Here is a 13,032-nt window from a genome sequence, read left to right as displayed (position 1 = left end):
GCAGTAATGGATTTCGTCTGGAAGGTGAAGCAGAAAATGATCGATCAGGCGGATCTGTGAGTAGTGCGGGAGACGTCAACGGTGATGGCTTTGATGATTTGATTGTCGGTGCTTCTGGTGCTGATCTGAGTGGTTATGGTTCCGGTTCCAGCTACGTAGTGTTTGGCAAGGCATCCGGCTTTGATGCGACGATGGATTTATCCGACCTCGATAGCAATAATGGTTTTCGTCTGGATGGTGAAGCAGAAAATGATCGATCAGGTCGGTCGGTCAGCAGCGCCGGGGACGTTAATGGCGATGGTTTCGATGATTTGATGGTCAGTGCTCCTTATGCTGATTCGAATGGTATCGATTCCGGCTCCAGCTACGTAATCTTTGGCCGCAGCGATTTTACCGTTGGCGATGCGGACTTCCAGGGTACACCTGGAGACGATAATTTCACTGGAACCAAAGTGGCGGAAAGCTTTAAGGGTGAAGCTGGCAACGATCGCTTGATCGGCCGTGGCGGGGCGGATTCGTTCGATGCTGGCGACGGTAACGATTACATCCGCATATTGGGTGATGACTTCCAGTTTGTTGATGGCGGTTCGGGTATCGATACGCTAGGACTGGCCGGCAGCGATTTTAATCTGGATCTGTCCAGCGTCATCGATAAGATTCGCGGGATTGAGACTATCGCTTTATACGGTGTTGGCGACAACAAGCTGACCTTGACCGCGCAGGATGTCAGCGATCTGTCGGAAGAGACGAATATGCTAAAAATTAAAGGCAACACCGGAGACAGCGTGGTAGGACTGAGCAGCGGCTGGATCGATGGCGGTGTTCACGGCAACTTTCATGCCTATACGCAAGGTGAGGCGGTGCTACTGATCGGAGTGGATGTAACGACGGATTTCCCAATAAGCTGACAAGCCATTTACAATAACGGGGGAATTGGTATCGGGAAGCTGATCCATAATAGTTCGATAAAAAACCGCTTGTGGTGAAGAAGCGTTTTTATTTTGTTCTTTCACCCGAGTGGATTTATGGCGATTCTTGCTTGGTTTTTCTGGATCGCTTGAATGGATACCGCTATTTCCCGTATGCTGATAATCGGGAATCGCAAATATGCTGCACTGAAATGGCAGGGTTATACACCCGTTGCGCAACCTGAAACACAGCCGGACAAATTAATTTTAGTTGGTTATTCTCACACGCACGTTTTATAATCCGCACGCATTAACGACCTAATAATGGGATGATCAGTATAAAATTATTGACTGAGTATTCTTTCCAAATGACATGAACCCAAATCTGAATCAGCTGCAACCCTATCCATTTCAAAAACTACGGATATTAATTGAGGGAATAACACGTAACGCTGCATTGAGTCCGATTGATCTTCAGATTGGCGAACCCAAACATGCAACACCTGATTTTATCCGCCAAGCAATAGCACATAATCTCGATGGTTTGTCGACATACCCCACTACATTGGGATTACCGATACTACGCAATAGCATTGCTGCATGGATAAAACGGCGTTTTAATTTATCAAAAATTAATCCCGATACTGAGATTATTCCTGTTAACGGCAGTCGTGAGGCGCTGTTCTCTTTTGCGCAGACAGTAATCGATTCTAGTGCTAGTTTCCCGGTAGTGGTATGCCCCAATCCGTTTTATCAGATTTACGAAGGCGCGGCATTATTAGCGGGGGCAACGCCATATTTTATTAATACATTACCCGAAAATCATTTTAGATTGGATTTTTCACAATTGAGCAATGACGTATGGTCGCGTACGCAGCTGATTTATGTCTGCTCACCCAATAATCCAACAGGTGGTGTGATGACGCTGGAAGAATGGCGGGAATTATTTGCACTATCAGATCGCTATGGTTTTGTGGTGGCCGCAGATGAATGTTATTCTGAAATTCATTTCGATGAAATAAAGCCACCATTAGGTGCGATGGATGCCGCAAATCAATTGGGGCGCGCAGATTTTCCACGCTTGGTGGTATTTAATAGCTTATCGAAACGCTCGAATGTGCCAGGAATGCGCTCCGGTTTCGTAGCCGGTGATGCCGCGATATTGAAAAAATTTCTGTTGTACCGGACTTATCATGGTAGCGCCATGAACCCGGTGGCTCAAGCCGCCAGCGCAGCGGCTTGGAATGATGAAAAACATGTGGTGGAAAATCGCCGTTTGTATGCGCAAAAATTCTCCGATGCGATGGTACTGCTGTCGGATGCAATAACAGTGCAAATGCCGGATGCGGGTTTTTATTTGTGGATTAAAACACCTATCGACGATACCGAATTCACCAAACGGTTGTATCAAGATTATAATGTGACGGTGCTGCCAGGCAGTTATCTTGCGCGTGATGCACAAGGCAGCAATCCGGGAAGAAATTATATTCGGGTTGCATTAGTACCGTCTGCACAGGAATGTAACGAAGCCATGCAAAGAATTAAAAGCCTCGTGACTCAGTTGAGTTAAGTCGAGCTGAATTTAAATTACTAAGGAAAATCATGAGTGAAATAAAAACCATCATTGAAGAAGCTTTTGAGCGCCGCGCTGAAATTACGCCACGTAATGTCGATGCCAGTTTGAAGGAAGCCGTTACACAAGTTCTGGCAATGCTGGATAACGGAAAATTGCGCGTAGCTGAGAAAATCGATGGCGATTGGGTAACTCATCAGTGGATCAAGAAAGCAGTGCTACTATCATTCCGAATTGAGGATAACAGTTTTATCAAAGGCGGTTTTTCCAATTATTTTGATAAAGTACCATCCAAGTTCGCAGATTACAGCTCCAGGGATTTTCGTGATGGCGGTTTTCGTGTAGTTCCGCCTGCCGCAGTACGCAAAGGTTCTTTTATTGCCAACAACGTCGTGTTGATGCCATCTTATGTCAATATAGGCGCGTATGTGGACGATGGCACGATGGTTGATACGTGGGCTACCGTTGGCTCATGTGCGCAAATTGGCAAAAATGTGCATCTATCGGGTGGTGTTGGCATTGGCGGCGTATTGGAGCCGGTGCAAGCCAATCCAACTATCATCGAAGATAATTGCTTTATTGGCGCACGCTCGGAGATTGTGGAAGGTGTGATTGTCGGTGAGAACTCTGTAATATCGATGGGTGTATATATTGGTCAAAGCACGAAAATTTATAACCGTGAAACCGGCGAAGTAAGTTACGGTCGCATTCCTCCCGGATCAGTTGTAGTATCGGGTAATTTGCCGGCTGAAAATGGAAAATACAGTTTGTACTGCGCCGTAATCGTAAAACAAGTGGATGCTAAAACCCGTTCAAAAACGGGTATTAATGAGCTTTTGCGAGGAATCTGATCAAGACATTCACAGTAAATTAGATAAAAATCCCCTATTGCGGGGATTTTTATACTTTATTTTTTTACGATAACTTGGTTGTCAACATTCTTTACTCCATCCACGATCCAGGTATGCATATTGGTGCGGGTAATTTGATCTTCATTACGAGCGACACCCGTTAACGTCACATGACCCTCGTTAACTTTGATTTCAATGCTGGTGTCCTGCAGAACAGGATCAGATTGAATTGCCAGGGTAACACGGGCAAAAATGGTCGAATCATCATAAACCATACCAGGTGGTGGTGTAACCCAGGACGGATGGGTTTTTTCTGCGTAGTTTTCGCAGCCTGCCAAAAGAAAGATGCCTATCAGCAACAAGACTGAAGTAAATAATTTTAAAAAAATCTGCATGATTGTTTTTCCTATCAATGATTGTTCTGCAGGTGTTTCGTAATTTTTCTTATACGCTGATAAAAATTCAATTATTCTATTGAGCGTGTATGGAATCATAACGCTATCGACAGGAAATAAACAAGCTGGCAGACTCAAAATATATCAACAGTAAGAATTTGGCATTCAGTCTGCGCAGGTCTCGGTCACAGCTCGGATTAAATTGTGTACTCGAGTACTTGAGTCACTAGACAAGCAATCAAGCTCATATATTTCATTGCTAACTCTTATACCGCGCAACCAAGTTAGCTGTCGTTTAGCCAGCTGGCGCGTTGCAGCAATTCCCATGTCATGCATTTCATCACGGCTGATTTTGTTGTCCAAATAAAGACAGACCTGACGATAGCCGACACATCGCATTGATGGCGATTCCATATTCAATGACGAAAATCTCTGACGTATGGATTGAACTTCATCGATCAATCCGGCGTTTAACATGTTTCCAAAGCGCTCAGTAATACGAGAATGCAATTGGCTGCGTTCACTAGGAATGAGTGCAATACTTACTTTACGATAGGGAAAGTCTGCTGGTTGTGAGGTCTTCAGAATTTCTGACATCGGTTGTTGAGTCAAATAACATACTTCCAGGGCACGTTGGATGCGCTGGCTATCTGTTGGTTTGATACGCGCAGCAATCGTTGGATCCAATTCTGATAATTTTTGATGCATTGCAGGCCAACCAAGTTTCTTCGCCAAATGTTCCAACTGCAATCGCATATCTTGGTCTGCAGCTGGCAATACGGATAGACCATCTTGTAATACTCTGAAATAAAGCATCGTACCGCCCACCAGTAGCGGAATTTTGTTGCGCGAAGAGATGTCCTGCATGATGTTTAAAGCATCTTTGCGAAATTGCGCTGCTGAATAAGTCTGATCAGGATCAATGAGATTAATAAGATGATGCGGAGTATGAGTCAGAATTTCTTGCTCGGGTTTGGCCGTCCCGATATTCATGTAGCGGTATACCTGAGCCGAATCCACACTGATAATTTCGATTGGGAGTTCTTTTGCTATATCTAAGGCAATTTGGCTTTTGCCACTTGCTGTGGGGCCCATTAAAAAAATAGCAGTTGGTAAGCAAATCGGATTTTGCATTGCACAGTATTGACCGATGAAAAGAAGTTAAAATGAAGTGGAATAGAAGCAATTGATTAATTTAATACTAAATTTCTGGAGTTTTTATCATTAAATAGTCATTGGATAATCAGAAAAACTCGGCTAAAATTTGGCAAATTCAAATTTTGTTAGGATTAAGCCATTGAAAATTTTCGCCGCCGTAGTATTTCTCCTTATATTATATAGCCTAGGATCAGCACTGTATTACATGTATAAAGATAAAGGTAATTCAACACGTATGGTTAGATCATTAAGCATACGGATTGGTTTATCTCTTTTTTTATTTATTGTACTGATGATAGCAACTCGCTTAGATATGATGACTGAATAATTTTTTTGTTCAGAAGCGCTCACGGTGTAATACATGAGCTTGCCTAAGCTGTATAAAGATGTAGTTATCGTTGGAGCAGGTGCTGCAGGCATGATGTGCGCAATTGAGGCAGGTAAGCGAGGCCGCAGCGTGATACTCATTGACCATACATTTAAGTTAGCGGAAAAAATCCGTATTTCTGGCGGTGGTCGTTGCAACTTTACCAATTGCCATACCTCAGCGGAAAACTTCATTTCTGGAAACCCACATTTTTGCCGTTCCGCATTGGCTCGTTTCACGCCACAGGATTTTATTTCTCTGATTGAGAAGCATGGTATCCGTTATCACGAAAAAAAGTTGGGGCAGTTATTTTGTGAGGGTAGCTCGCAACAAATTATTAACATGTTGCATAGCGAGTGCAGTGCAGTAAATGTAGATTGGCAACTAGCCTCTGCTATTCAAAAAATAGAGGGCCTAGCGAACGATGAGAATCAAGATATTGGATCAAATTTTAGATTGATAACTGAGCGCAATATTATAGAAGCTAAATCATTGGTAATTGCTACAGGCGGTTTATCAATTCCACAAATTGGCGCAAGCGCATTTGGCTATCAAGTTGCCAATCAGTTTGGCGTTCGCGTAACATCGTTACGACCTGGTTTGGTGGGCTTAACCTTTGCTGCAGATAAATTTTCTGGCTTTAAGGAAATTTCAGGCGTGGCAATAGATGCTGAGGTTAGTTGTAACGGAACTTCGTTCCGTGAGGATATTTTATTCACCCATCGTGGATTAAGCGGCCCCGCTATACTGCAGATATCATCCTATTGGCAATCAGGAGAGTCCTTATACATCAACTTGTTACCACAACAGAATGCACAACAAATTTTTTCTCTTTATCGTCGGAGCACTATGCTTCTACCGAATCTGCTAGCCCATTATCTCCCTAAACGTTTCGTGCAGGTCTGGTGCGCATCCCTGCTAGCCGAGCTAGCTATCACTGCAAAACCTATCGGTAACTACCGGGAAAATGAATTGCTCTTGATCGCAGATAAACTCCACAACTGGCAGGTTATGCCGAGCGGCACGATCGGCTACAAGAAGGCGGAAGTAACGCTCGGTGGCGTCGATACTGTTGAGTTATCATCCAAAACAATGGAATCCAAGCACACAACGGGTCTGTTCTTTATTGGAGAGGTTGTAGATGTTACGGGTCATTTAGGAGGATTTAATTTCCAATGGGCTTGGTCATCAGGTTATGCTGCAGGGCAAGTTGTCTGAGTCTTACTATTCTATTTTTCTCCATAAAAATAAGTTGCAATTGAAAAATAGGTCTTGCGCCACATATAAGTTCCGCAAGAAACCTCTTTGAAATCCTCCATCCAGACTCTTAATCCATCTGGACTAACGCGCCAGTAGTCTTTTGGAACCGCATGATAAGGGCAAAGCCATGGCAATTGAACCCATATTTTCCCACCCGGCTTTAAGATTCTTTTGAATTCCTGAATTGCTTTCAACGGGTAAGGAACATGCTCTAAAATCGATATACAGACCACTGCATCAAAACTGTTATCTTCGAAGGGCAGGTCATGAATATCATAATGATAGTCAATAAAATCGCGCATATCGTATTTGTCAACACTTACCCAATTGGGCCCATATTTTTTTCCTAATCTATTTTTTACCCCTATTTGAAGACATGGCTTATTCCCGCAGCTTTGCATGAATTCCTCAAATATCTTTTCATAGATCGAGTTAGGATCACTACTTGTTCTGCGCACAGCATTTGCGGCCCGTTTGTATTCGATCAGATAAAATAAGTATGATGCACGTTTTTTTAGTATCGAATAAATCTTTCTGAGTAAGTTTCTCATTTTGTTTTCTAAATGCTAAATATTTTCAGATTAAATGTGCATGCCACTATCGATTCCTACTAAAACAGGAAAGTTAAACCAAGGATTAGTTCTACAAACTTCAGCGTACTCAAGCAATTTAGTCATTCCCATCTCTTGCCAGCAATTTTCAGATGACTGAGCCGCACAAAAATCTTTTTTTGCCTGGATTACATCGACGCATGAACAAAGTTTGTGATGCACGGCAAAGTATCTTATGTCTGGCACCTCAATTTTTACCTATAAATCCATCGAACACATTTGACAGATAAAAAGACTCCTACGCCACGGATAACATTATCGGCTATCATAGGATTTTTCCTAGTCATAATATCAGATTAAATACCCAATTCCGTCCAAATTATTTTGGAGCGGAAATTCTCAACTATTGCAAGGTAGGACAAGACCCTTCAGTAAAATAGAAAAGCAAATATATGCTGTTTATCAAAGCGTTATTTTCGGTGAAATGAAAAAATAATTTACCAGGAGTAAGCGGATATTAAATCGCTATAATGGCTGCGAAACAGATAGAAAAGATTTATACGAATTATATTCGTTAATAATCAAAAGTTAATCTCTTCCGGGTTTAATTCCTTGCCCCTTGGGGCGAAGGCTGGTTGAAAACCAGCAGTCTGAAGCGCGCTTTTAATACCTCGCTGCTTGCGGCGGGGTGCTTTATTTCAAGAAAAACAGATAATTTCTTGGATAAATTATAAAGAAACCATTCTGCCCGAATACTGTGCTATGGAAAAATATCCATGAAGATGTGAAACTTCACTTTTTATGGGAATATGAGTAGCCAGTTACATCAGTAAGTTCCCTGCTACTACAGCAAAATTTTCCAGGTTTTACAATAACCTCGTAGTATATATGTACTAGAAAAAAAGTAATAATGACCTATTGGTTTAAGGAAGTATTTCTACTATATTAGCCTCCAGTTGGCAAAATCAATCGTTACACAGAAATTCAGTACTTTTCAATAAATTCGTAGCAAAAATTTCACGTAGCAGACAGAGTTAGTAATCAAAAAACAACTAAAATTTGAAGGATTAAACATGTTAGTCAATGTAAACGAAATTCGAATCAATTTCATGCGGCGAATTGCCGTGATTACTGCGTTTTTCTTATCAATTGGCATTACTGGTGTTAATGTGCATGCACATACACCTCATGACATGGTAATTGCATTTGCCGCATCACCCGATTATGCCAACGACAAAACAATGTTCTTAGTTAGCGATGGCGCATTTACCGGTTGGTATTACGATCAAGTTATGCGCTCAACCGACGGGGGTGCGAATTGGATTAATCTAGCGAATGGTTTGGACCATCCGCTTGAATACAGTGTTCTTCGCGTTTCTCCAAAATTTGCTACCGATCAAACTGTGTTTGCGGGCCTCAAAGGCAAAGGTGGTGTTTATCGCTCAACCAATCGTGGCGATTCGTGGGAACCCTATAATACAGGTCTTGCCGTTTCAAACAAAATCATAAAAAAAATGGAGGTCGCTGAAACTAGCAGTGGTTATGTAGTTTTCTTTAATGAAGGTAATGGAGCCCTTTTCCGTCGCTCCAATACAGATGCGCAATGGACTCAGGTACTCGATAAAACCAATAAAGTAACCGCTATCGCAATCTCACCTGACTTTGCTACCGATAACACTCTAATAATTGCAAGCGATGCTGGATACTTACGAAAATCCACCAACGGTGGCATTGACTGGACCGAATTGGGGAATCCAACAGGAACCATCATCTACGATATGGCCATCGCACCAGGAGGCGCATCGGAAATATTCTTAGCGACCCCAAGCTTTGGAATTTTTTATAGCAGCGATGGAGGAAATACCTTTGTCAGCAAAGGTACTAACTTACCTAACGAAGCGATCAATAATATAGCGGTTTCACCAAACTATGCGATTGACCGCACAGTATTTAGCACCAGTCTGACTCAAGCGGTATTTAAATCTACCGACAGTGGCGATAATTGGGAACTGTTTAATTCAGGCGCTGTAGTTACTGTTCAAACATCATTACTCAATGAAATGACTGACTTGCAAGTATCCAGAACATACGCGACGGATCAAACCGTATTTTTACCGGTATTCGATGGGATTTTTATCTCGAAAAACGGTGGCAGTACATGGAAGCAAAGTCAAACACGAATTGGCGTACTGACAGGGCTTGCGCTCTCTTCGAGTTTTAACACTGATCAAAAGATGATTGCCACAACGTATGTTGGAAGAGGCATCGCTATTTCTGCCGATAGCGGTACAACCTGGTCTACCAGTGGCTGGCCCAATCCGACAGGGCGAAAAATGAATTTCTTCGATTCGCAGATCGTGAAGAATGCAAATGGCACTCAAACAATCGTTACTGCGACTAATGGATACGTGGGATCATCCACCAACTTCGGAGACAGTTTTACCGTTAGATTTATTCCTAGATTTCTTGAAATTCGAAAGGATCTCGTTTCTCTCACGGCCCTAGCAGCATCGCCAAACTTTGCAACCGATAAGGAAATTTACCTCGGCTCAAGACTCCATGGATTACTGCAGACCAAAGATGCTGGGAAAACTTGGATATTGCAACGGGGGATGCCAACAAACCATCCTATTACAAGTGTAGCTGTGTCGCCTAATTATGCTAACGACCGCATTGCATTTGCCACCAATCGCGCGGGAGAAGTATGGCGGACACAGGATGGCGGAGACACTTTCTTGCGCGTCGGTGCTAGTTCGATCATCCAAACCGGGTGGGCTGGGCAAAGATATATGTGGGTTGCGATATCCCCGCAATTTGCCATCGATAATCTTGTGCTTGTTGGCACAACCAGTGGCATTTACCGCTCAACTGATGGAGGCACCACCTGGACAAAAGAAACTGACACTTCAGTTGGATCAAATGCCGTTATATTACAAGTAGAATTTTCCCCAAACTTCGGCGTCGACCGAACCATCTTTGTCAATGTCCGTGGCAAAGGACTGTTTAGCGCAAATCTGGATGGAGCAGGCGCAGTAACATCTTCGCTGAATACAACCGCATCGCTGATTGCAACTGAAAATATTGAATTCATTGAATTCAAGATATCGCCTACCTATGAATTGGATTCGACGATTGTAGGCGCAGCAAGAAAAAATATTTATAAATCAGTGGATGGTGGTTTAACTTGGGCAGTAGCAGGATATCCTGATAATTAAAGTATTGATGATTGCAAATAAAAACCGCTCGATCAAGATCGAGCGGTTTTTATTTATCCGGAATTTTGCATTGGCCACTGAAACTGCAATAACAGACATCAGCAACTGCTAACAAAATCTTCCATTGTTCATCGGTCAATTCCGTTTTATCATTCACCATCTACCCAAGATGGAAAGAAAATTTCATTGAATATTACAAAATATCAACAAAGCCATAATTCATGGTTATGCAATTTTCTGGAGAAATTTATGCGCAATAGGCAGTTAGTAGCGACAATTCTCTGCGTTCTTGTTTTAAGTGGCTGCGGCTACAATACGCTTCAATCGACCGATGAGCAAATTAAGGCCAGTTGGGCAGAAGTGCTGAATCAATATAAGCGACGTACAGATTTAATACCCAATTTAGTTAATACCGTCAAAGGATTCGCTGCCCAAGAAAAAGATGTATTGCTCGGAGTTACCAATGCTCGTTCCAAAATTGGCAGTATTCAAGCAACTCCAGAGCTAGTCAACGACCCTGAAACATTGACTAAATTCCAGAATGCGCAAAGCGAATTGTCCAGTTCTCTTTCAAGGTTGCTGGCCGTCGTCGAGAATTATCCCGAGTTAAAATCAGATGCCAATTTTCGTGATTTACAAGCACAACTGGAAGGCACCGAAAATCGTATCACTGTAGCACGCAATCGATATATTAAAGCAGTTCAAGAATACAATACTATCGTCCGGTCTTTCCCCAGCAATCTCACAGCCATGCTATTTGGATTTCAAACAAAACCCGGCTTCACTGTGGAAAATGAAGACGAAATATCTATTGCGCCAAAAATTGATTTTGATACACCGAGATTAAAAGATAAATAAACCCAGTTACTATCTTCATGAAACCTACATCAAGCAGCGAAGAATCATCTCTCAAAATCAAGAATATATTTTTTGGAATTGTTACCCTACTTGCAATTTTATTGGCAATCACTTCAGTCAGAGCAGAAATCGCCATTCCGTCCCTTAAATCCCATGTAACTGATTTAACCGGAACTCTCTCTACTCACGAAATCACCCAATTGGAACATCAATTAGCGGCATTTGAAAAAATGAAAGGCAGTCAAATTGCCATATTAATTGTCCCGACCACTCAACCCTACGCTATTGAGCAATACGCTATGCAGGTTGTTGAAGCATGGAAAATAGGACGTAAAGGTATTGATGATGGTGTCTTGCTGCTGATTGCTAAAAACGACAGAATGCTTCGTATTGAAGTCGGTTATGGCTTGGAAGGCATACTACCGGATGCTACCGCGAAACGAATTATCACGGAAATTATTACACCTCGATTTAAACAGGGGCAGTTTGCCGAAGGCATTCAGGCAGGGATTGAAGCAATCGTAGGTCTGATCAACGGTGAAACACTGCCACTCCCCAGCACCACGCAAACCAGTAACTCACCCAATACACAGACAAATATTGAGAGCTTAATCATTATCCTTATCTTTTCCACGGTTATTGGGAGAATATTGCAGGTACACCTGGGGCGTATAGCTGGGGCCACCGTAACTGGCATGGGTCTAGGGTTTGTCGGCTGGTCAATATTCTCTTCGATAGCGATCGCTATTCTCATCGCTGTTGTCGTATTCATTCTGAATCTTTTCATTCACATCAACCCAGGAATTTACCGCAATGGGCGAGGTAATTGGTCAAATTCTGGCTTTAGAGGCGGCGGTTCTGGTGGCGGAGGATTCAGTGGAGGTGGCGGTAGCTTTGGTGGTGGTGGCGCCTCTGGGAGGTGGTAAATGAATTTAACACGTATCGTACGTCATTTATCTGCTGGACAATGGTTGCTTCGACGCGCATTGCCTGCCGCTACGCTGACGGCTATTGAACAAGTAATTCAGCAATCAGAAACGAGTCATAGTGGTGAAATATGCATTGCTGTGGAATGTGCACTTAATACTCTAGCCCTGATTAAAAATCAAACTGCACGAGAGCGCGCACTTGAAGTTTTTTCGCGATTGCGAGTATGGGATACCGAACAGAATAATGGCGTACTCATATACTTGCTGCTGGCTGACCGTGATGTAGAAATCATTGTGGATCAAGGCATGCATGCCAAGGTTTCCAACAAAGAATGGGGAAATATTTGCCATATTATGGAATCTGCATTCAGTCAGCAACAATTTGAGGCTGGTCTCATTCAAGGTATCCATGCCATTAGTCAGCATTTAGAAACGCACTTTCCTTATGATCCCAATAAAGACAAAAATGAACTTACTAATAAACCTACGATACTGTGATGATTTTGTTATTTGGGTATGGAAATCCCGGACGTGGCGATGACGCGCTGGGTCCTTTATTGATCGAACAGATCAATCAGCTGAGGCTAACAAATACCCAGTGCCTCATTGACATGCAATTGTTGATCGAGCACACGATTGATTTACTTGAATTTGATCAGATCGTATTTATTGATGCAGACATGTCATGCGCTGAACCTTACGAATTTTTACCGATTCATGCCGAAAAAGACGCCAGTTATACCAGTCACGCACTTACACCATCTGCACTATTATTTACATATCAGCAAATATACCAGCGCACTGCCCCGACTTCTTTTTTACTCCGCATTCGTGGCTATCAATTTGCATTGGGAGAGAAACTAAGCATTCAGGCAAAAATAAACCTGCAAGCAGCTATCTCAAAAATTCAGCATTGGCATTCACAATATACTTAATGAACTCGATCGTGAATCCCTATTACAGAGGG

The 13,032-nt window shown here is 42.6% G+C and carries 14 protein-coding genes; 11 read left to right on the top strand and 3 right to left on the bottom strand.

What is annotated here, in order from left to right:
- From K2Q13_RS02505 to dapD, 4 genes are all read left to right on the top strand, one after another.
- Positions 1 to 908, top strand: a 908-nt coding sequence (locus K2Q13_RS02505) for an integrin alpha (protein WP_292919081.1), incomplete at its 5' end; no start/stop codon positions are given.
- A 153-nt stretch (positions 909 to 1,061) separates the two neighbouring features.
- The gene (locus tag K2Q13_RS02500; protein ID WP_292919080.1) at positions 1,062 to 1,208 is read left to right on the top strand and encodes a hypothetical protein; all 147 of its coding nucleotides are present in this window, start codon (positions 1,062 to 1,064) and stop codon (positions 1,206 to 1,208) included.
- Between the two features lie 73 nt (positions 1,209 to 1,281).
- Positions 1,282 to 2,478: a succinyldiaminopimelate transaminase gene (gene dapC / locus K2Q13_RS02495; protein ID WP_292919079.1), complete on the top strand. Its 1,197-nt coding sequence runs from the start codon at positions 1,282 to 1,284 to the stop codon at positions 2,476 to 2,478.
- A gap of 32 nt (positions 2,479 to 2,510) precedes the next feature.
- Positions 2,511 to 3,332 carry a 2,3,4,5-tetrahydropyridine-2,6-dicarboxylate N-succinyltransferase gene (gene dapD / locus K2Q13_RS02490; RefSeq protein WP_292919078.1) on the top strand — a complete coding sequence of 274 codons (822 nt, stop codon included), beginning with the start codon at positions 2,511 to 2,513 and terminating at the stop codon, positions 3,330 to 3,332.
- Positions 3,333 to 3,388: 56 nt separating this feature from the next.
- Here the strand turns inward: dapD and K2Q13_RS02485 are convergent, their stop codons facing one another.
- Positions 3,389 to 3,727: a BON domain-containing protein gene (locus K2Q13_RS02485; RefSeq protein ID WP_292919077.1), complete on the bottom strand. Its 339-nt coding sequence runs from the start codon at positions 3,725 to 3,727 to the stop codon at positions 3,389 to 3,391.
- A 165-nt stretch (positions 3,728 to 3,892) separates the two neighbouring features.
- Positions 3,893 to 4,861, bottom strand: a complete 969-nt coding sequence (gene miaA, locus K2Q13_RS02480; protein ID WP_292919076.1) for a tRNA (adenosine(37)-N6)-dimethylallyltransferase MiaA — start codon at positions 4,859 to 4,861, stop codon at positions 3,893 to 3,895.
- Between the two features lie 163 nt (positions 4,862 to 5,024).
- Between miaA and K2Q13_RS02475 the strand changes: the two genes are divergently transcribed.
- Both K2Q13_RS02475 and K2Q13_RS02470 read left to right on the top strand, forming a co-directional pair.
- Positions 5,025 to 5,213: a twin transmembrane helix small protein gene (locus tag K2Q13_RS02475; RefSeq protein WP_292919075.1), complete on the top strand. Its 189-nt coding sequence runs from the start codon at positions 5,025 to 5,027 to the stop codon at positions 5,211 to 5,213.
- Positions 5,214 to 5,246: 33 nt separating this feature from the next.
- Complete coding sequence (locus K2Q13_RS02470) at positions 5,247 to 6,470, top strand: NAD(P)/FAD-dependent oxidoreductase (RefSeq protein WP_292919074.1); 1,224 nt, start codon at positions 5,247 to 5,249, stop codon at positions 6,468 to 6,470.
- Positions 6,471 to 6,481: 11 nt separating this feature from the next.
- Here K2Q13_RS02470 and K2Q13_RS02465 read toward each other — a convergent pair whose 3' ends face one another.
- Positions 6,482 to 6,913: a class I SAM-dependent methyltransferase gene (locus tag K2Q13_RS02465; protein ID WP_292919073.1), complete on the bottom strand. Its 432-nt coding sequence runs from the start codon at positions 6,911 to 6,913 to the stop codon at positions 6,482 to 6,484.
- A gap of 1,223 nt (positions 6,914 to 8,136) precedes the next feature.
- Between K2Q13_RS02465 and K2Q13_RS02460 the strand changes: the two genes are divergently transcribed.
- The 5 genes from K2Q13_RS02460 (at position 8,137) to K2Q13_RS02440 (ending at position 13,000) form a co-directional block, all read left to right on the top strand.
- Positions 8,137 to 10,278, top strand: a complete 2,142-nt coding sequence (locus tag K2Q13_RS02460) for a hypothetical protein (protein ID WP_292919072.1) — start codon at positions 8,137 to 8,139, stop codon at positions 10,276 to 10,278.
- 249 nt (positions 10,279 to 10,527) lie between these two features.
- On the top strand, positions 10,528 to 11,136 hold the full coding sequence (locus tag K2Q13_RS02455; protein WP_292919071.1) for a LemA family protein: 609 nt from the start codon (positions 10,528 to 10,530) through the stop codon (positions 11,134 to 11,136).
- A 17-nt stretch (positions 11,137 to 11,153) separates the two neighbouring features.
- Positions 11,154 to 12,062 carry a YgcG family protein gene (locus K2Q13_RS02450; protein WP_292919070.1) on the top strand — a complete coding sequence of 303 codons (909 nt, stop codon included), beginning with the start codon at positions 11,154 to 11,156 and terminating at the stop codon, positions 12,060 to 12,062.
- Entirely contained in the window at positions 12,063 to 12,563 is a 501-nt protein-coding gene (locus K2Q13_RS02445) for a TPM domain-containing protein (RefSeq protein WP_292919069.1), read from the top strand.
- Complete coding sequence (locus K2Q13_RS02440) at positions 12,563 to 13,000, top strand: hydrogenase maturation protease (RefSeq protein WP_292919068.1); 438 nt, start codon at positions 12,563 to 12,565, stop codon at positions 12,998 to 13,000. The genes K2Q13_RS02445 and K2Q13_RS02440 overlap by 1 nt, the downstream gene beginning before the upstream one ends.
- Positions 13,001 to 13,032: the final 32 nt, after the last annotated feature.

The organism is Nitrosomonas sp., assembly GCF_019752095.1.
In the GTDB taxonomy this organism is placed as follows: domain Bacteria; phylum Pseudomonadota; class Gammaproteobacteria; order Burkholderiales; family Nitrosomonadaceae; genus Nitrosomonas.
This window is presented reverse-complemented; position numbering and strand designations above follow the sequence as displayed.